17 protein-coding genes are annotated in these 19,067 nt (G+C 72.9%); 10 read left to right on the forward strand and 7 right to left on the reverse strand.

All coding sequences use genetic code 11. The annotated features are described in order from the left end of the window. Window positions 1-40: 40 nt before the first annotated feature. The gene (locus tag C2L58_RS04430) at window positions 41-1,435 is read right to left on the reverse strand and encodes a hypothetical protein (RefSeq protein WP_103336048.1); all 1,395 of its coding nucleotides are present in this window, start codon (window positions 1,433-1,435) and stop codon (window positions 41-43) included. A gap of 125 nt (window positions 1,436-1,560) precedes the next feature. On the opposite strand from C2L58_RS04430, the gene ggt reads away from it, so the two are divergent. The 4 genes from ggt to C2L58_RS04450 all read left to right on the forward strand — a co-directional run bounded on the left by ggt (window position 1,561) and on the right by C2L58_RS04450 (window position 6,539). Beyond that, on the forward strand, window positions 1,561-3,357 hold the full coding sequence (ggt, locus tag C2L58_RS04435) for a gamma-glutamyltransferase (protein ID WP_103336049.1): 1,797 nt from the start codon (window positions 1,561-1,563) through the stop codon (window positions 3,355-3,357). A 331-nt stretch (window positions 3,358-3,688) separates the two neighbouring features. Then, a complete protein-coding gene (gene fmt, locus C2L58_RS04440) occupies window positions 3,689-4,615 on the forward strand; it encodes a methionyl-tRNA formyltransferase (RefSeq protein WP_103336051.1) in 927 nt (308 codons plus the stop codon). After that, entirely contained in the window at window positions 4,612-6,036 is a 1,425-nt protein-coding gene (locus C2L58_RS04445) for an RsmB/NOP family class I SAM-dependent RNA methyltransferase (protein ID WP_103336052.1), read from the forward strand. Before fmt ends, C2L58_RS04445 begins: the two co-directional genes overlap by 4 nt. After that, entirely contained in the window at window positions 6,033-6,539 is a 507-nt protein-coding gene (locus tag C2L58_RS04450; RefSeq protein WP_103336054.1) for a flavoprotein, read from the forward strand. The genes C2L58_RS04445 and C2L58_RS04450 overlap by 4 nt, the downstream gene beginning before the upstream one ends. Window positions 6,540-6,766: 227 nt before the next feature. On the opposite strand, the gene C2L58_RS04455 is transcribed toward C2L58_RS04450, so the two are convergent. From C2L58_RS04455 to C2L58_RS04470, 4 genes are all read right to left on the reverse strand, one after another. Continuing rightward, on the reverse strand, window positions 6,767-7,861 hold the full coding sequence (locus tag C2L58_RS04455; RefSeq protein WP_233225545.1) for a serine hydrolase domain-containing protein: 1,095 nt from the start codon (window positions 7,859-7,861) through the stop codon (window positions 6,767-6,769). A 102-nt stretch (window positions 7,862-7,963) separates the two neighbouring features. Further along, window positions 7,964-9,358 (reverse strand): alkaline phosphatase, encoded by a 1,395-nt coding sequence (gene phoA, locus C2L58_RS04460; protein ID WP_103336057.1) that lies wholly within the window; start codon window positions 9,356-9,358, stop codon window positions 7,964-7,966. Window positions 9,359-9,523: 165 nt separating this feature from the next. After that, window positions 9,524-10,183, reverse strand: a complete 660-nt coding sequence (locus tag C2L58_RS04465) for a response regulator transcription factor (RefSeq protein WP_103336059.1) — start codon at window positions 10,181-10,183, stop codon at window positions 9,524-9,526. After that, on the reverse strand, window positions 10,180-11,379 hold the full coding sequence (locus C2L58_RS04470) for a sensor histidine kinase (protein WP_103336060.1): 1,200 nt from the start codon (window positions 11,377-11,379) through the stop codon (window positions 10,180-10,182). Before C2L58_RS04470 ends, C2L58_RS04465 begins: the two co-directional genes overlap by 4 nt. Before the next feature lie 122 nt (window positions 11,380-11,501). Here C2L58_RS04470 and rpe point away from each other — a divergent pair, with 122 nt between their 5' ends. The 5 genes from rpe (at window position 11,502) to C2L58_RS04495 (ending at window position 15,163) form a co-directional block, all read left to right on the forward strand. Beyond that, complete coding sequence (rpe, locus tag C2L58_RS04475; protein WP_103336062.1) at window positions 11,502-12,173, forward strand: ribulose-phosphate 3-epimerase; 672 nt, start codon at window positions 11,502-11,504, stop codon at window positions 12,171-12,173. A 92-nt stretch (window positions 12,174-12,265) separates the two neighbouring features. After that, window positions 12,266-12,895 (forward strand): riboflavin synthase, encoded by a 630-nt coding sequence (locus C2L58_RS04480; protein WP_103336063.1) that lies wholly within the window; start codon window positions 12,266-12,268, stop codon window positions 12,893-12,895. Further along, window positions 12,892-14,220, forward strand: a complete 1,329-nt coding sequence (locus C2L58_RS04485) for a bifunctional 3,4-dihydroxy-2-butanone-4-phosphate synthase/GTP cyclohydrolase II (protein ID WP_103336065.1) — start codon at window positions 12,892-12,894, stop codon at window positions 14,218-14,220. The genes C2L58_RS04480 and C2L58_RS04485 overlap by 4 nt, the downstream gene beginning before the upstream one ends. Beyond that, window positions 14,217-14,723, forward strand: a complete 507-nt coding sequence (ribH, locus tag C2L58_RS04490) for a 6,7-dimethyl-8-ribityllumazine synthase (RefSeq protein WP_103336067.1) — start codon at window positions 14,217-14,219, stop codon at window positions 14,721-14,723. The genes C2L58_RS04485 and ribH overlap by 4 nt, the downstream gene beginning before the upstream one ends. Then, window positions 14,720-15,163: a PH domain-containing protein gene (locus C2L58_RS04495; RefSeq protein WP_103336068.1), complete on the forward strand. Its 444-nt coding sequence runs from the start codon at window positions 14,720-14,722 to the stop codon at window positions 15,161-15,163. The genes ribH and C2L58_RS04495 overlap by 4 nt, the downstream gene beginning before the upstream one ends. A 70-nt stretch (window positions 15,164-15,233) precedes the next feature. On the opposite strand, the gene C2L58_RS04500 is transcribed toward C2L58_RS04495, so the two are convergent. Together C2L58_RS04500 and C2L58_RS04505 are read right to left on the reverse strand one after the other, a co-directional pair. Further along, the gene (locus tag C2L58_RS04500) at window positions 15,234-16,010 is read right to left on the reverse strand and encodes an exodeoxyribonuclease III (protein ID WP_103336070.1); all 777 of its coding nucleotides are present in this window, start codon (window positions 16,008-16,010) and stop codon (window positions 15,234-15,236) included. 63 nt (window positions 16,011-16,073) lie between these two features. Beyond that, the gene (locus C2L58_RS04505) at window positions 16,074-16,796 is read right to left on the reverse strand and encodes a S1 family peptidase (RefSeq protein WP_103336071.1); all 723 of its coding nucleotides are present in this window, start codon (window positions 16,794-16,796) and stop codon (window positions 16,074-16,076) included. A 280-nt stretch (window positions 16,797-17,076) separates the two neighbouring features. On the opposite strand from C2L58_RS04505, the gene uvrC reads away from it, so the two are divergent. Next, window positions 17,077-19,032 (forward strand): excinuclease ABC subunit UvrC, encoded by a 1,956-nt coding sequence (gene uvrC, locus C2L58_RS04510; RefSeq protein WP_103336073.1) that lies wholly within the window; start codon window positions 17,077-17,079, stop codon window positions 19,030-19,032. Window positions 19,033-19,067 lie beyond the last annotated feature (35 nt).

Genomic DNA, 19,067 nt, shown 5'->3' on the forward strand with positions numbered 1-19,067 from the left:
GGTGTATCACCCATTGTGCGGGCAGCCGGTGAGGGAGCGCCTACGTCCCCGACGGCGAACCGTGCGCTGCCCATCCCGGCAGCACCGTGCCCGGCAACGATTCCACCGCGGCTCGCGGCGATTCCGCGACTCCGGGCGGAGCGGCGGTGCCGGGACCGCTCGCGGCCGCCGTCGTCAACGTGCGCACCTGGGCCGCGATCGCCTGCCGGCGGGCTTCGAAATCCGCGTCCGTCAGCGCGTCCGGGGCCGTCGGCTGGCCCAGGACCGGGGTGTGCAGGTGCCCGCCGGCCACCGACGTCAACCCCAGGCCGGTGCGGACCCGGTTGCTGCGGAACATCGATTCGTTGGACAGGTAGTTCCCGCCCCCGCCGGAGGCGGCGATCTCGCCCGCGGCCGGGGCGTCCGAGCGGCACACCGGGGTTCCGGTGCCCGGGTGGGCCGCGTCCGGCCACACGCAGAACGCCTGGTTGAAGTTCACCGGGTAGGCGCCGGCCGGTGCGGCCAGCATCCGGTCGGACGGCAGCGTCGTCTCGATGAACTGGACGTCCGGCTGCGGCCAGCCCGCGGCCGGTGGCACGCCGCCGGTGATCGACACGTTGTTGTTGTCGGGGAAGCCGCCGCGCCAGGCGCCGGCCCAGCGTTCGATGTCGAACCGGCCCGGGCGGCCCTGGCTGATGGTCATGATCACGTCCGGTCGTCGCGCGCGGTCGCGCAACGCCGTGCCGTAGGCCGCTTCGACGATGCCCGCGTCGAAGTAGCCCCACACGACCGGGAAGTTCACCGCCTGCACCACGGCCGGCCCCGACGGCGTGGCGAGGATCCGCCCGTCCAGCTGCAGGGCCGCCGCGCCGGCCGGGTTCGAGATCCGGACACCGGCGCCGTCGAGCTGGAACGGGTCGAAGCCGCTCACCATGACCCGCCGCGTCTTCCCGAGCGGGAACCGGACGTCGTCGAGGCCGCGCGATCCGCGGTCGAACGCCGCGAGCAGCGACACCCGCTGCGACGCCGGAAGCGCGAAGGACGGCCGCCATTGCCGCACCGCGCTGCTGAGCTGCAGCCGCGCCCAGTACAGCGGCCGGTCGTCGAAGCGGTCGAGCGTGCCGAGGCCGGGCGTGCGGCCCTGGGCGCGGTCGACCGCGGTCCGCCACAGCCGGGCACCGGCCTGCGTGACCACCCGTTCGGCCCGGCGCGGGGTGCGGGCGGCGCAGAGGTCGTGCTCGACCTCGGCGACGAAGGGAGCCAGCCCGGCCAGCCGGACCAGCTCGGGGCCGACGGCCGGCCCACCGGATGGCATCGTCGCGGTCAGCCGCTGCTCCTCCACGGTCAGCGGGACGGCGGCGTCGAAGCAGCTCCGCGCCGGCGTGGCCGCGGCGACGCCGGGGAGCACGAACATCGGTACGGCGGAAAGCAAGGGGAGCAGGGCGGAAAGGCGCACGGGTTTCCTCCACGTCGCTGAGCGATCTCCGCCACCCAGTCTTCCGGTCGGGAAGCGATCCGAGAACCGTGCATAAGTCGGTCGATGTCTTGAAGCCGCCTTGACCAAGGGGCAGACTCGCTCGCATGCCCGCGCACTGGAGCCGCACCACGCTCGTCCTGGCCGTCGCCGCCGTGCTCACCGCCGGCGCCGCCGTGCCCGCCACCGCCGCCACACCCACGCCGAAGTCGCCGGTCGCCGTCGGCTTCGGAGGCGCTGTCGCCAGCATCGACGCCGACGCCACCGCGATCGGCACGCAGGTCCTCCGCGACGGCGGGAACGCCGTCGACGCGGCCGTCGCGGTCGCCGCCGCGCTCGGCGTCACCGACCCGTTCTCCGCCGGGGTCGGCGGCGGCGGGTTCTTCGTCTACTACGACGCCAAGACCCACCGCGTGCACACCCTGGACGGCCGCGAGACCGCGCCGAAGACCGCCGACGAGAACCTCTTCGTCGAAAACGGCAAGCCGCTCGCGTTCGCCGACGCCGTCACCAGCGGCCTGAGCGTCGGCGTGCCCGGCACGCCCGCGACCTGGGCCGAAGCCCTGCGCAAGTGGGGGACGCGATCGCTGGCGAAGTCGCTGAGGCCCGCCGAGAACCTCGCTCGCACCGGCTTCGTCGTCGACCAGACGTTCCAGACGCAGATCGCGAACAACGCCGCGCGGTTCTCCGCGTTCCCGGCTACGCGGTCGCTGTACCTGCCGGGTGGCGCGCCCCCGGCGCCGGGGACGGTCTTCAAGAACCCCGACCTGGCGGCCACGTACGCGCAGCTCGAGCGGTCCGGCGTCGACGCGCTGTACCGCGGCCCGATCGGCGCGGACATCGCCAGGACCGTGCAGAAGCCGCCGGTCGACCCGGCTTCGACGCTGAACGCCCGCCCCGGGAACCTCACCACGGGTGACCTCGCCGCCTACCGAGCCATCGAGCGCGACCCGACCCACGCGCGCTACGAGGGCCTCGACGTCTACGGCATGCCGGCGCCGTCGTCGGGCGGGCTGACGGTCGGCGAGGCGCTCAACATCCTGGAGAACTTCGACCTGAAGCACGCGAGCAAGGCCGACTACCTGCAGTACTTCCTGGAGTCGACCCGCTTCGCCTTCGCCGACCGCAACCGCTGGATCGGCGACCCGGCGTTCGTCGACGTCCCGGCGCGCGAACTGCTCGGCCAGCGGTTCGCCGACTCCCGGGCGTGCCTGATCTCGAAGGACAAGGCGGCGACCAGCCCGGTCGCCCCGGCCGACCCCCGGCACCCGGCCGCGTGCGCCGCGGGCTCGGTGGCGGCTCCCACTCCGTACGAGGGGGAGAACACGACGCACCTGACGGTGGCGGACAAGTGGGGCAACGTCGTCGCCTACACGTTGACGATCGAGCAGGAGGGTGGCAGCGGCATCGTCGTGCCGGGCCGCGGGTTCCTGCTGAACAACGAGCTGACGGACTTCTCGTTCACGCCGGTGACGCCGGGCGTGCCGGACCCGAACCTCCCGGGCCCGGGCAAGCGCCCCCGCTCGTCGATGGCCCCGACGATCGTCCTCGACCACGGCCGCCCGTTCTTCGCGACGGGTTCCCCGGGCGGAGCGTCGATTATCACGACGGTGCTGCAGGTGATCCTCGGCCGCCTCGACCGCGGTTTGTCACTGGAGAACGCGATCGCGGCCCCGCGGGCGTCGCAGCGCAACTCGGCGGCGGCCCAGGTGGAGCAGGCCTTCCTGGACCAGCCGGAGACGGCGGAGCTGCAGGCCCGGGGCCAGGGCTTCTCGACGGCCCCGGCAGAGATCGGCGCGGCGACGGGCGTGGAGCGGCTGCGCGACGGCCGGTGGTTGGCGGCGGCGGAGCCGGTGCGGCGCGGGCAGGGTGCGGCGCAGGTGGTGTGGCCGGCGCGCTGGTAGGGCCGAGGCCCGCCTTTCCCGGTCGGGAGAGGCGGGCACGCCGCTCGTAGGGGCTTTCCGCTCGGGAGAGGCAGGCCGCTCGCATGCGCAGCGGCCCGGCACCGACGGGAAAGAAGCCCCCGCCCTCCCTGGGGGGCGTGCCCTTGTCCAGCCTATCGGCACCCCCCGACGAAAAACCGTGAAAGCACGTTGCCGGAGCCTGGTTGTCCCCATCGCGGTGACCCTGTGGACAACCAGGCCCGAGCTGGCCGCACCCAGCTGAACGGGGCCTTCTAGACTCGGCCCCGATGTTCCAGCCACCTGAAACCCTGCTTCCGCCGGGGGTGGGCCGATGAAGCTCGTCTTCGCCGGCACTCCCGACCCGGCGGTCCCCGCCCTGCGTGCCCTGCTCGACTCCGGGCGGCACGAGGTCGTCGCCGTCGTCACGCGGCCCGATGCGCAGGCCGGGCGCGGCCGGCGGGTCGTGCGGTCGCCCGTCGGTGCCCTCGCCGACGAACACGGCATCGAGGTCCTCACGCCCTCGCGCGCCGGGGACCCCGCCTTTCTCGCGCGGCTCACCGAGCTCGCGCCGGACGCCTGCCCCGTCGTCGCCTACGGGGCGCTGCTGCCGCAGGCCGCCCTCGACATTCCGCGGCTGGGCTGGGTGAATTTGCACTTCTCGCTGCTGCCCGCGTGGCGCGGGGCCGCGCCCGTGCAGGCCGCGATCCGCGCCGGGGACGAGATCACCGGCGCCTCGACCTTCCGGATCGTCAAGGAACTGGACGCCGGCCCGGTCTACGGCGTCGTCACCGAGGCGATCGGGGCCACCGACACCGCCGGCGCCCTGCTCGGGCGGCTCGCGGAGTCCGGGGCCAAGCTGCTGCTGTTCACCATGGACGGTCTGGCCGACGGCAGCCTCGTCGCGCGGGAGCAGCCCGCCGAGGGCGTCAGCTACGCGCCGAAGGTGACGGTCGAGGACGCGCGGGTGTCCTTCGCCGACCCGGCGCCGGCGGTCGACCGGCAGATCCGGTCGGTCACCCCGGAGCCGGGTGCCTGGGCGGAGTTCCGCGGCGAGCGGTTCAAGCTCGGCCCGGTCACGGTGCTCGACGAACCCGGCCCGCCGCCGGGCGAGATCGTGGTCGAACGCAAACGGGTGCTGGTCGGGACGGCGACGAAGCCGCTGCGGCTCGGCGAAGTCCAGGCGCCCGGCAAGAAACGGATGGCGGCCACCGACTGGGCGCGCGGAACAAGGATCGACCAGGGAGAGCGCCTCCGGTGAACGACCACAGGGAACGACGCCCGTCACGGCCCCAGCGGGGCCGGCCGGCACCGCGCAAGGAAGGGCCGCGCCGCCCGCCGGAGGTCGACCCGGCCCGGCAGGCCGCGTTCGACGTCCTCGCGGCCGTCCGGACGAAGGACGCCTACGCCAACCTCGTCCTGCCGGATCTGCTGCGGGAGCGGCGGATCACCGGCCGGGACGCGGCGCTGGCCACCGAGCTGACGTACGGCACGTCGCGCGCGCAGGGCCTGCTCGACGCGATCATCGAGTCCTGCGCCGAGCGCCCCCTCAAGCAGACCGACCCGGCGGTGCTCGACGCGCTGCGCCTCGGCGTCTACCAGCTGCTGCGCACGCGCATCCCCGAGCACGCCGCCGTGACGTCCACTGTGGACCTCGTGCGCGCGGAAGCCGGTTCGTGGGCCACGGGTTTCGCGAACGCCATCCTGCGCAAGGTGTCCGAAAAGGACGAAACGACGTGGCTCGACGAGCTGGCGCCGGACGAGGCGGCCGACCCGATCGGGGCCTACGCGCTGCGCACCGCGCACCCGCGCTGGATCGCGCGGTCGTTCGCCGAAGCACTGGGTGACAAGGGCGCCGGCCTCAAGGCCGCGCTGGAAGCCGACGACGCCCGCCCCGAGGTGCACCTCGTCGCGCGTCCCGGCGAGATCAGCGCCGACGAGCTCGCCGCGATCACCGGCGGCGACCCGGCGCCGTACTCGCCCTACGGCGTGCGCCTGCCCGCCGGCGCCGGCGACCCCGCCGACGTCGAGCCGGTCCGCGAGCGGCTGGCCGCGGTGCAGGACGAGGGCAGCCAGCTCTGCGCGATCGCCGCGACGAAGGTGCCGATCGAGGGCACCGACGAGCGCTGGCTCGACCTCTGCGCCGGTCCCGGCGGCAAGGCGGCGCTGCTCGGCGCGCTGGCCGCGTTGAGCGGGGCGGCCGTCGACGCCGTGGAGAAGGCGCCGCACCGCGCGAAGCTCGTCGAGAAGGCCACGAGCGGGTTGCCGGTGAAGGTGCACGTGGCCGACGGCCGGGAGAGCGGCCTGGAGCCGGGGTACGACCGGATCCTCGTCGACGCGCCGTGCAGCGGGCTCGGCGCGCTGCGGCGGCGGCCCGAGGCGCGCTGGCGCCGTCAGCCGTCCGACGTCGCGGACCTGACGAAGCTGCAGGGCGAGCTGATCACCGCGGCTTACGACCTGCTGCGGCCGGGCGGCGCGCTGACCTACGTCGTCTGCTCGCCGCACCTGGCCGAGACCGAAGGCGTCTTCGCGGAGACGGCGCGGCGGCTCAAGGCCGAGGTGGTGGACGCGCGCGAGTTCTTCCCGGGCGTCCCGGAGCTCGGTGACGGGCCGTACGTCCAGCTGTGGCCGCACCGCCACGGCACCGACGCGATGTTCTGCGCCGTGCTGCGCAAACCGTGAGAGATCTCGGGCTGGTCGCCAGCTCGTGCGGCGGGCTGGACGTCCGGTTCGCCGCCGAGCTGGCCCGCCCGGCGGCCGAGCGCGGCTGGCGCCCGGCGATCACGCTGACCCCGACGGCTCACCGCTGGCTGGAGTCGGCCGGGGGCCTCGACGAGCTGGCGGCGTGCACCGACCTGCCGATCCGCAGCGTGTCGCGGCTGCCGGGCGAGCCGCGGCCGCATCCGGACCCGTCGGTGTTCCTGTTCGCGCCGGCTTCGGCGAACTCGGTCGCGAAGCTGGCGCTGGGTATCGCGGACAACCAGGCACTGACGGTCCTCGGCGACGTGCTGGGCGCGCCGGGGATCACGGTGGTGGTGGCGTACCAGATCCAGGACACCCGGAAGCACCACCCGGCGTGGCAGCGCCACCTCGACACCCTCGCGGGCGCCGGGGTGACGCTGCACCGCCTTGATGTCCGGCGGTCGTGGACCGAAGTGCTGGATCTGCTGCCCCCGGCCGGATGAGCTGCTGTGCTCGGCGCACGGGTGGCTGAGCAACACCTAGCGGACCGCGCGGGGGGCCCGTGCCGCGATGGCGGTGAGTCGAACATCCGCCCGCCGCGACACATCGGCCCGCGATTGCGCTGAATGAACATCAGGTCGCCGCCAGCGCGCAGAATGAACACCAGCCCGCGGGGGCGCCCCCCGTCTTCCACACTACCGCCGACCACCGACAGTTTCGAGCCGCCGACCTAAGAACACACCGCCGTGTCCACAACCGCGAGCAGGTGGCCGCTCGTCTCCGCCGGGGTCGGGTTCTCGTTCAGCACCACCGCCGCCCGGCGGCCGTCCGGGCCCACCCCCGCGAAGTTCGTGAAGCCGGGGATTCCCCCTTCGTGCCCCCACACCACTCCGCACGACACCGGGACGCTGCCCAGCCCGAGGCCGTAGCCGGCGCCCGGGATGCCGAGGTCGGCCGGGACCGTCCGGCGCATCTCCGCCAGCTCCGCCGGGCGCAGCAGCCGGCCGCTCAGGAGGGCGCCGTAGAAGCGGTCGAGGTCGGCCGGGGTCGAGACCAAGCCGCCCGCCGCGCCCGCGATCGTTGCGTCGAAGTCGCTGAAGTCCACCAGCTTGCCGTCGAACGGAACGTAACCGACCGCGTGCGGTGCCGGCAGCCGCTCGTCGCCGCGGCGGGGCAGATATGTGTCGCGCAGGCCGAGCGGGCCGGTGATCCGGCGGGCGATCTCGGTACCGAGATCGTGCCCGGTGACCCGCTCCACCAGCATCCCCGCCACGATGTAGTTCGTGTTCGAGTACGACCAGCTCGTGCCGGGCGGGAACAGCGCCGGGTGCTTCAGCGCCATCGCCACCAGCTCGGCCGGCTCGGCGCCGCGGTGCCGCAACGCCTCCGGGTCCGTCAGTGCGAGGTCGTCCGTGTAGTTGTAGAGCCCGCTCGTGTGCTGCAGCACCTGCCGGACGGTGATCCGCCGGTCGGGCAGGAGCCCCGGCAGGTACCGCGCAACCGGCGCGTCCAGCCGCACCCGGCCCTCCGCGACCAGCTGCAGCACCACCGTGGCCACGAACGTCTTGGTGACGCTGCCCGCGCGGAACGAACCGTTGCGCGGGAACGGCTTTCCGGTGGCGACGTCGCCCGTGCCGCTGCGGGTGACCTGCGTCCGCCGGCCGTCCTGGACGACCGCCACCGCCCCCGGTACGCCGTCCTGGGCGGTCAGCACGTCCAGGCTCGCCTGGACTGGGCTCGCCGCCGCCAGTGCCGGTGCCGCCGTGGTGGCGGCGAGCAGCACGACGAGCGTGCCGGCGGTGACGGCCCGCAATGACTTCCGCATGAGAAAACCCCCTGGTGTCTCGGTTTTCCCCAGGCTAGGGGGACCGGGCACCAGGGGGTATCGGGGAGACCACCGGAAAGACCCGGGGGCCTGCCCCACCACTCAGCGCAGCTTCAGGGCGCGCTTCAGGGTGCCGAACAGGTCGGTCTGGTTGGTCAGGCCGACGATGTTGGCCGCCTGCGGGCCGAGGCCCGCGATGCGCACCTGCGTGCCCGTGTGCGACTGCGAGCCGCCCGCTTCCGCGGTGCCGTAGGCCAGCGTCATGTTCGCGCCCTCGTTGGTGATCAGGGTCGCGGTCAGGCCCGGGGTGGCGGTGGGCTCGACGATCTGGCTGCTGTGGCCGTGGTCGGCGGTCACCAGCACCAGGGTGTCGGGGTGGCTGCGGGCGAACGCCGTGCCCGCCGCGATCGCCGCGTCGAAGTCGATCGTCTCGCCGATCTGGCCGCACGGGTCGGCCGCGTGGTCCTGCTTGTCGATGCTCGCGCCTTCGACCTGCAGGAAGAAGCCCTTGTCGCTGCGGCGGTCGTCCAGCAGCTCCAGCGCCTTGCGGGTCTGGTCGGCCAGCTTCGGCTGGGTGGCGGGCACCTTCGCGTTCGGCGTGCAGCGGGACGGCGCGGTGCCGCCGTGCACGGCCGCCGGGCCGGTCCAGTTCACCGGCATGTTGCCGTCGGCGAACAGGCCGAGGACCGGCTTGCCCTTCTTCGCCGCGGCCAGGTCCGCCGCGGTGTTGACGACGTTGTAGCCGGCCGCCTTGGCCTGGTCCAGCACGGTCTTGCCCTGGAACTTGCCCGCCGTCACCTGCTGGTTGAAGTACTTCGCGCCGCCGCCCAGCAGGACGTCGGGGCGGGTCTGCACCAGCTGCTCGGCGATCGAGCCGAGGCCGCCGTTCTCCTTGGCGTTCTTCGCGCACTTGGCGGTCGTCTCGACCGGGCCCTTGCAGTCGCGGTTGACGACGTGCGCGCCGAGCACGGCCGGGGTCGCGTCCTGGACCTCGGCGGTGGTGACGTCGCCGGTGCGCAGGCCGTTGCGCTTGGCGATCTCGAGGATCGTCGGGACGTCGTTGCCGTAGGCGTCGACGGAGATGGCGCCGTTGTAGGTCTTGGTGCCGGTGGCCCAGCCGGTGCCGGACGCGGCCGAGTCGGTCACGTAGTTCGGCTTGCCGGGGTTGTTCTGCTCGACCGCGTAGGTCGTGTAGTCACCGGTCAGCGGCAGCTCGTCCATGGCGAGCCGGCCCGCGGCGCCGCGCTCGTAGTTGCGGGCGGAGGTGATCTCCGACTGGCCCATGCCGTCGCCGAGGAACAGGATGACGTTGCGGGCGTGGCCGCCCTGGATCGCGGCACGGACGTCGGCGGTGCGGTCACCGGTGCCGGCCGACGAGCGCGCGTCGGCGTTGTCGGAGCCGTTGGTGGCCAGGGCGACCGGGGCGGCGGCGATCAGCGCGGCGCCGAGCGCGCCCGCGACCAGCCACCGGCGGCGGCCGGCGAACAGCGAAGCCATGTTTCTCCTCGTTCGGGAACTTCGGGGAATTCGGGAGGTACGGCCCGGATATCGGACACGGGCTATTAGTCCTCCCGCATGTGTGCCGCGAAGGGACTGAAGGTGACCGGAGAGTGGCCGCTGGCCGAACTCATGACTTCGCGTGGGTGACCGGGAGCACGTCGGTTATTGTCCGGCGAGGTGCCCCGGCTTGACGACCCCGGCTTCGTACGCGATCACCACGGCCTGGCTGCGGTTGCCGGCGCCGAGCTTGGCGAAGATGTTGCCCACGTGGGTCTTGACCGTCTCCAGGCTGATCACCAGCGCCGCCGCGATGTCCTGATTGGACAATCCGGTGGCGATGAGCCGGAGCACCTCGGCTTCGCGGCGGGTGAGCGTCTTCGCCGCCCGCGCGTGCTTCCCGCCCACGGGCCGGTCGCGCACCAGCCGCCGGATCGCCTTCGGGAACAGCAGCGACTCGCCGGCGGCGACCGTCCGCACGGCGTGCGCGATCTCCTCCTTGCGCGCCCGCTTCAGCAGGAACCCGCTGGCCCCGGCCAGCAGCGCCTCGTGCACGTAGTCGTCGTTGTCGAACGTCGTGACGACCAGGATCTTCGGGGGTTCGGCGAGCGCCGCGAGCACCTGCCGGGTGGCCTCGATGCCGTCCACTCCGGGCATCCGGACGTCCATCAGCACGACGTCCGGCCGGGTCCGCCGCACCGCGGCCAGGACCTCGCCGCCGTCGGCCGCCTCGCCGACCACCGGCAGGCCCTGCTGCTCCAGCAGGGCCCGCAGCCCGGTGCGGACCAGCGGCTCGTCGTCGGCGAGCAGCACCGACGGCGTCACGCGCCCGCCCGCAGCGGGATGGACGCGTTCAGCCGCCACCGCGGCCCGTCCGGACCGGCGTCGAGCTCGCCGCGCAGGGCCTCGACGCGCTCGGCGAGCCCGGCCAGCCCGCGGCGCCCGGTCCGCGGCCCCTCGCCGGGCAGCGCGTTGACGACCGCGATGCCGAGGCGGTCCGGGCCGACCTCGACCCGGACGTCGACCGCGCCGGGGCCGGCGTGGCGCAGCGCGTTGGTCAGCCCCTCCTGGACGATCCGGTAGCCCTCGCGGGACACCGTGGCCGGCAGCGTCGCGACCGGCCCGGTGACGGCCAGCCGGACATCGAGCCCGGCTTCGCGGGCACGCACGGTGAGAACGTCCACCTCGGTCAGCGTGCGCGTCGGCTCCTTCGCCGCCGGCTCCTCGCGAAGCAGGCCCAGGACGTGGTCGAGGTCTTCGAGCGCGCTGCGGGAAGCTTCTTCGATCGTGCCGAGTGCCCGCCGGACCTGGGCCGGGTCCGCCTCGACCAGATCGGCCACGGCCGCCGCCTGGATGGTCGACGTCGTCAGCGTGTGCCCGATCGAGTCGTGCAGCTCGCGGGCCAGCCGGTTGCGCTGGGCGAGCACGGCCGCGCGCTGCTCGGCGGCCGCCGAGAGCTCGGCCGCGGACGGGCCCAGCAGGGTCGTGGCGCCGACGCGGAAGCCGACGGTGGCGGCCGCCGCGAGCACCACCGCCGCGAAGACCATCGCGAGACCGAACGGGATCGTCCACCAGTCGAGCGGGACGTCGTTCCAGAAGAAGCTGATCCGGTCCTGGCCGCCGGTCAGCCACGCCAGCGGTACGAACATCGTGATCCCGAGGAAGGCCAGTGCGGTGAACAGGGCGCCGCTCGCCGCCGTGTGCAGGGCGAGCCACAGGCCCGACCGCAGCCGCGAGCCGGCGTCCGGGCGCCGGGCCGGCGCGGGCAGGCGGGTACCGAGCAGGCCGTTCGCGAGCACGACGCCCAGCCGTCGCACCGGCCCCAGCAAGCCCAGCAGTCCCATCAGCACCGCGAGCGCGACCACCGCGATGACCGCGCGGACCCGGGAGTCGGCTTCGAACGACACCGCGACGGCGAAGGCGAAGGGGGAGATCGGCGCGGCCAGCACGAGGCTCACGATCGCGTACGGAAGGCTGCGGTAGCTGCCGATCCGCGCCAGGGACACCAGGAATCGGGACATGACGTCGAGGTTAGGGGGCACCGCGGGCCCGTGACCTCCCTCTCCGGAGCCAGATCCTGGTCACAACCGGTTAGCAGGCGTTAGCGCCGTCCTCCTACACTCGGGACGTGGCAGACCGACCTTTGATCGCACCCAGCATCCTCGCGGCGGACTTCGCCCGGCTCGGCGAAGAGATCGCCGCCGTGGCCGGCACCGGGGAGAACCGCGCCGACTGGGTCCACGTCGACGTCATGGACGCGCACTTCGTGCCCAACCTGACCCTCGGCCTGCCCGTGGCCAAGGCCCTGATCGACAGCACCGACCTGCCGATCGACTGCCACCTGATGATCGACGACCCGGACCGCTGGGCGATCGGGTACGCCGAGGCCGGCGCCTACAACGTCACCGTGCACGCCGAGGCCGCGAAGGACCCGGTCGCGCTGGCGAAGAACCTGCGCGCCGCGGGCGCGAAGGCCGGCCTGTCGATCAAGCCGGGCACCGCGCTCGAGCCGTGGCTCGACGCGCTCGAGCACTACGACACGCTGCTGGTCATGTCGGTCGAGCCGGGCTTCGGCGGGCAGTCGTTCATCGCCGACGTCCTGGCGAAGGTCCGCACCGCGCGGCGGCTGGTCGACACCGGGCACCTGAAGCTGCTCGTCGAGATCGACGGCGGGATCAACGCCGACACCATCGAGCAGGCCGCCGAGGCGGGTGTCGACTGCTTCGTCGCCGGCTCCGCCGTGTACGGCGCCACCGACCCGGGCAAGGCGGTCGCCGCGTTGCGCGAACAGGCGGCCCGCGGCCGGGCCGGCTGAACTCCGCACCGGCACCGGAGAAGCCACCGGGCCGCGTCGGGTGTTGGATGGAAGGACCGGCTCACAGACCGGCTCACGAGGAGGCAGCGCACGTGTTCACCGGCATAGTCGAGGAGATCGGCGAAGTCACCGCGGTCGAGCAGCTGACCAACGCGGCCCGGCTGCGCGTCCGCGGCCCGCTGGTCACCAGCGACGCCGGGCACGGCGACTCGATCGCGGTCAGCGGGGTCTGCCTGACCGTCGTCGAGGTGGCGGGCGGCGAGTTCACCGTCGACGTCGTCAACGAGACGCTGCAGCGGTCGAGCCTGGCCAAGGTCGCGGTCGGCGACCGGGTCAACCTCGAACGCGCCACCCCGGCCGGCGGCCGGCTCGGCGGGCACATCATGCAGGGCCACGTCGACGGGACCGGGGTGTTCCTCGGCCGCGACGAGAACGGCGTGACGACGTTCGCGCTGCCGGCGCACCTGTCCCGGTACGTGGTCGAGAAGGGCTCGATCGCGGTCGACGGCGTCTCGCTGACGGTCGCGGCGATCACCGCCGACCAGTTCGCGGTCGCCCTGATCCCGACCACCCTCGAAGTGACCACCCTCGGCCGCCGGGAGGCCGGCGACCTGGTCAACCTCGAGGTCGACGTGGTCGCGAAGTACGTGGAAAAGCTGGCCGAGGCCCACATCCGCGACCAGGCGCACAATCGGGACGGCGGCACGGAGGAGCGGTCATGAGTGAGACGAGTGCACCCACGCCCGAAGCGGGCTGGACCCCGTGCGGCAGCGGAGCGGTGTTCGACGCCGACGCCATCGAGCGGGCGATCGCGGGCATCGCGGCGGGCCGCCCGGTCGTCGTGGTCGACGACGAAGACCGCGAGAACGAGGGCGACCTCATCTTCGCCGCCGAGAAGGCGACGCCGGAGCTGCTGGCCTTCATGGTCCGCTACACCTCGGGGTACGTCTGCGTGGCGCTGACCGAGGCCGAAGCGGACCGGCTGGACCTGCCCCCGATGTACCACACGAACCAGGACGCGCGCGGGACCGCGTACAGCGTCACGGTCGACGCGGCCGAGGGCATCAGCACCGGCATCTCCGCCGCCGACCGCGCGCACACGATCCGGCTGCTGGCCGACCCGGCGTCCACGGCGAAGGACTTCCGCCGTCCCGGCCACGTCGTGCCGCTGCGGGCCAAGGAAGGCGGCGTGCTGCGCCGGCCCGGGCACACCGAGGCGTCGGTCGACCTGGCCCGGATGGCCGGGCTCGCGCCCGCCGGCGTGCTCTGCGAGATCGTGTCCCAGAAGGACGAAGGCGACATGGCGCGCCGCGACGAGCTCGAGGTGTTCGCCGCCGACCACGACCTGCCGATCATCACCATCGCCGACCTGATCGCCTACCGCCGTCGCACCGAGAAGCAGGTCGAACGGGTCGCCGAAGCCCGGATCCCGCTGGCCGCGGGCACGTTCCGGGCGGTCGGCTACGACAGCCTCTTGGACGGCATCGAGCACGTCGCGTTCGTCTACGGCGAGATCGGCGACGGCCAGGACATCCTGGTCCGCGTCCACTCCGAGTGCCTGACCGGCGACGTCTTCGGCTCGCTGCGCTGCGACTGCGGCCCGCAGCTGGAGGCGGCCCTGGAAGCGGTGGCCGCCGAAGGCCGCGGCGTCGTGCTCTACATCCGCGGCCACGAGGGCCGCGGCATCGGCCTGCTGCACAAGCTGCAGGCCTACCAGCTGCAGGACGACGGCGCGGACACCGTCGACGCGAACCTCGCGCTCGGCGTCCCGGCCGACGCCCGCGACTACGGCACCGGCGCGCAGATCCTGTGCGACCTCGGCGTCCGCACCATGCGGCTGCTGTCGAACAACCCGGCCAAGCGGATCGGTCTCGAGGGCTACGGCCTGCGCGTCACCGGGCGGGTGCCGCTGCCGATCTCGCCGAACCCGGAGAACCTGCGCTACCTGCGGACCAAGCGCGACCGGATGGGCCACGACCTGGCCCAGCTGGAGCACTACGACCAGGTCGGTGCGGGCCCCGAGCACGCCGATGGAGGAACACTGTGAGCGGCGAAGGCCGTCCCGAAGCCAAGCTGGACCTCTCCGACTGCAAGTCGCTGAAGCTCGGCATCGTCGCCACCCGCTGGAACGCGGACATCACCGACGTCCTGCTGGAGCGCGCGCTCGCCGCCGCTCGCGAAGCCGAGTTGGAGGAGGAGCCGACGGTCGTCCACGTCGCCGGCGCCGTCGAGCTCCCGGTGGTGGCCCAGGCGCTGGCCCGCAACCACGACGCGGTGGTCGCGCTCGGCGTGGTCATCCGCGGCGGCACCCCGCACTTCGAGTACGTGTGCGACGCGGTGACGGCGGGCCTGACCCGGGTGGCGCTCGACGAGAGCACCCCGGTGGGCAACGGCGTCCTGACGTGCGACACGCACGAGCAGGCCGTCGACCGGTCGGGCCGTCCGGGCGCCAAGGAGGACAAGGGCTACGAGGCGACGGTGGCGGCCCTGGATTCCGCGCACGTGCTGCGGAGCCTGCGCCAGCCGTGGACCGAGCGGGGTTTCGTGTGACCGTGAAGACTCTCCTGGTGATCCGCCCGCGGCGCGCGATGATCATGTGCAGCGTGCTGGCGGTGGCGCTGCTGGCGGTGTTCGTCGTGGTGGCGGTCCTGCTGCGCAACGGCGACACGGGGGTCCGCTTCCAGCGCTCCGACCAGGCGGCGATGGTGGGCATCGGGATCCTGCTGGCGTGCGGCGTGATGCTGTTCGCGATCGCGCGCGTGCGGGCCGACGCCGAGGGCATCGAGGTCCGGAACGTGCTGGTCACCCGCCGCTTCGCGTGGAGCGACGTGCTGTCGGTGAGCTTCCCGGACGGCGCGTCGTGGGCCCGGCTGGAGCTGCCGGACGACGAGTACCACGCGGTGATGGCGGTCCAGGCCGTGGACCGGGACCGCGCGGTGGAAGCGGTGCGCGCCCTGCGCAAACTGCACCGCGCAGCCACCGGCGGCTGACCGCTCCACCCCGTCGTGAGTGGTAAGGCGGGTTAGAACCCGCCTTACCACTCACGACGGGGTGGGCGGGTCAGAGGTCCAGGTCGACCACGATCGGCGCGTGGTCCGAGGGTCCCTTTCCCTTGCGCGCGTTGCGGTCCACATAGGAATCCGTGACCGCGTCGGTGAACGCGGCGTTCCCGTACACCAGGTCGATCCGCATGCCCTTGTTGTTCGGGAAGTTCCCGGCCCGGTAGTCCCAGTACGTGAACGGGTGGTCGTACTTCAGCGGCCGCGGGAAGACGTCCGACAGGCCGAGGTCCCGCAGCCGGGCCAGGGCGTCGCGCTCCGGCTTCGTCACGTGGGTCGACTCCGCGAACAGCGCGATGTCCCAGACGTCCTCGTCCGTCGGGGCCACGTTGAAGTCGCCCAGCACCGCGAACGGCCCGTCGGAAACCTCCGAAGCCACCAGCGAATGCAGCGACGAAAGCCACTCCAGCTTGTACGCGTAGTGCGGGTTGTCCGGCTCGCGCCCGTTCGGCACGTACACCGACCACACCCGCACGCCGCCACACGAGGCCCCGATCGCGCGGGCCTCCGACGCGCCGTCGAACTGCGGCTCGCCCGGCAGGCCGCGCACGACGTCGGACAAGCCCACCCGCGACACGATGCCGACGCCGTTCCAGCGCCCGAGCCCGTACGCGGCCACCTCGTAGCCCAGCGCCTCGATCTCCGCCGCCGGGAACGCCTCCGTCGTGTTCTTCAGCTCCTGCAGGCACAGCACGTCCGGCGCCGTCTCCTCCAGGAAACCCAGCACGCGCGGCAGGCGGGGGACGATGGAGTTCACGTTCCAGGTGGCGATCCGCATGCCGCGAGCATCCCACACCCCTCCGACAAAACCGGGGCGGCGCCGAAGCGCCGCCCCGGGGGCTCACACGCCCGCGGTCGTCCGGATCCAGGACCGGCTCGCCGCCACGCTGGCGTAGTTGTTCGTGCCGCGCGTGTTCGACCCGCTCTGGTTCTGCACCGTCGACGCGACGCCGACCTGGACGCCGTTCGCGACCTCGGGGCCGCCCGAGTCGCCCTTCCACGCCGAGCCGTTGACGCCGACGCTCTGGATCGCGCGGCCGCCGTAGGCGTCCGTGGACCGGCCGGTCACCTGGACGTTCGCCGTCTTCAGCGCCGTCGCCGGCGGGCCGGTCGGGGTGGTGCGGCCCCAGCCGTAGATCTGGTTGGTGCTGCCGGTGGCCGGGTCCGAGCTGCCCAGCGAGATCGGCGCGGTGCTCGTCGCCGACGCCAGGTGCAGCAGCGCGATGTCGCCGTTCGGGGACTGGTACTCGTTGTCGACGGCGATCTTCGTGCCCGACAGCAGCGTGTTGCTGCCGACCCGGACGTACATGCCCGAGCCGTCCTGGTCGAGGCAGTGCACCGCGGTCAGCACCCAGCGGCTGGCGATGACCGTGCCGGAGCAGTTGAAGCCCTGGTAGTCGCGCCCGGGCGTGTTGACGTACACCTGGGCGCCCCAGGAGACGGTGGGCGCGGTGCTGCCGCCGACGATGTTCGGCTGGACGCCCGCGGTGGCGACCGCGCCGCCCGCGAGGGTGAGGGCGACGGCGGCCGCGGAGACGGCGCCGAGGGAGCGGAGGAAGCTCACGACGGTGATCCTTTCGGTGGGGGACCGGATCGCCGTCGGAAAGTAACCACCGGGTCACGGGTGCGGACACCGACGAAGGTCGGAAGCGGACGAACACCCTACTTCCGGCGGGCCAACCGGTCGTGAGTGTTCAGGGCGGTTCTAACCCCCCAAAACACTCACGACCGGCCGCGGCAGACCCGGGGGCGTGCGAGAACTGTCGGTGTCGCCAAATAGTCCATCCATGCCCCCGCCACCACCCTCAGCGGAGGCGCTTCGCGCCGCTGCATAGTCTGGGGGAGTGGCTGACCCGACCACCTACCGTCCCTCGCCGGGGAGCATCCCGGATGCCCCTGGCGTGTACAAATTCCGCGACGCGACCAAGCGGGTCATCTACGTCGGCAAGGCGAAAAGCCTCCGGAGCCGGCTGAACTCCTACTTCGCCGACCTCTCCGGCCTGCACCCGCGCACCCGGCAGATGGTCACCACGGCCGCGAGCGTCGAGTGGACCGTCGTCACCACCGAGGTCGAGGCGCTCCAGCTCGAGTACAACTGGATCAAGGAGTTCGACCCGCGGTTCAACGTCCGCTACCGCGACGACAAGAGCTACCCGATGCTCGCGGTGACGCTGAACGAACAGTTCCCGCGCCTGCACGTCTACCGCGGCGCGCGCAAGAAGGGCGTCCGGTACTTCGGCCCGTACGCGCACGCGTGGGCCATCCGCGAGACGCTCGACCTGCTGCTGCGCGTCTTCCCGGCCCGCACCTGCTCGGCCGGGGTGTTCCGGCGCCACGGCCAGATCGGCCGGCCCTGCCTGCTCGGCTACATCGACAAGTGCTCCGCGCCGTGCGTGGGCCGCGTCTCCGCCGGCGAGCACCGCGACATCGTCGAGGACTTCTGCGACTTCCTGGCGGGCAAGACCGACGTCATGATCAGGCGCCTCGAAGCCGAGATGGCCACCGCGTCCGAAGAGCTCGAGTTCGAGCGGGCCGCCCGGCTGCGCGACGACCTCGGCGCGCTGCGCCGCGCCATGGAGAAGCAGGCCGTGGTGCTCGGCGACGGCACGGACGCCGACGTCGTGGCGTTCGCCCACGACGATCTCGAGGCCGCGGTCCAGGTCTTCCACGTGCGCGGCGGGCGCGTCCGCGGCCAGCGCGGCTGGGTGATCGACAAGGCCGAGGAGATGGACGTCCCGGCGCTGGTCGACCACTTCCTCACCCAGTTCTACGGCGACGAGGCCGAACTCGACGCCCGCGACGACGTCGACGCGGGGCCGGTCGTCCCGCGCGAGGTGCTGGTCCCGGAGCTGCCCGCGGACGCCGAGGCGGTCGCGGAGTGGCTCACCGGGCTGCGCGGCTCGCGGGTCCAGCTGCGGGTGCCCCAGCGCGGCGACAAGAAGGCCCTCGCCGAGACCGTGCAGCGCAACGCGGGGGAGGCGTTCACCCAGCACAAGCTGCGCCGCGCCGGCGACCTCACGGCCCGCTCGGCGGCCCTCACCGAGCTGCAGGAGTTCCTCGCCCTCGACACCGCGCCGCTGCGCATCGAGTGCATCGACATCAGCCACATCCAGGGCAGCGACGTCGTCGCGTCGCTCGTCGTGTTCGAGGACGGGCTCGCGCGCAAGTCCGAGTACCGGCGCTTCGCGCTGCGGGAGGCGGCCACGGAGGGTGACGTCGCCTCGATCGCCGAGGTCGTCCGGCGCCGGTTCCACCGCTACCTCAAGGAAACCGCGGAAGAGTCGAGCACCCCCGGCCTCGACCCGGAGACCGGGCGGCCGAAGAAGTTCGCCTACCCGCCGAACCTGCTGGTCGTCGACGGCGCGGGCCCGCAGGCCACCGCGGCCGCCGACGTGCTGGCCGAGCTCGGCATCACCGACATCGCCGTGATCGGGCTGGCCAAGCGGCTCGAAGAGGTCTGGCTGCCCGCCGACCCCGATCCGGTCATCCTGCCCCGGACGTCGGAGGGGCTGTACCTGCTGCAGCGGCTGCGTGACGAAGCCCACCGCTTCGCCATCGCCTACCACCGCGAGAAGCGGTCCAAGCGGCTCGTGACGTCCGAATTGGACAGTGTGCCCGGGCTGGGGCAGGCTCGCCGCACCGCGCTGATCAAGCACTTCGGCTCGGTGAAGAAGCTCAAGCAGGCCAGGATCGAAGAGATCGAGGCGGTGCCCGGCTTCGGCAGGCGCACCGCGGAAGCCGTGGTCGCCGCGCTGGCCGGGGAGTCCGGCGCCGGCCACGGCACAGAAGCAGGGGAGTAGGGAAACACAGTGAGTGCGCAAGAGGAGATCCGCGG

This window comes from Amycolatopsis sp. CA-126428 (genome assembly GCF_002904335.1).
Classification (GTDB): domain Bacteria; phylum Actinomycetota; class Actinomycetes; order Mycobacteriales; family Pseudonocardiaceae; genus Amycolatopsis.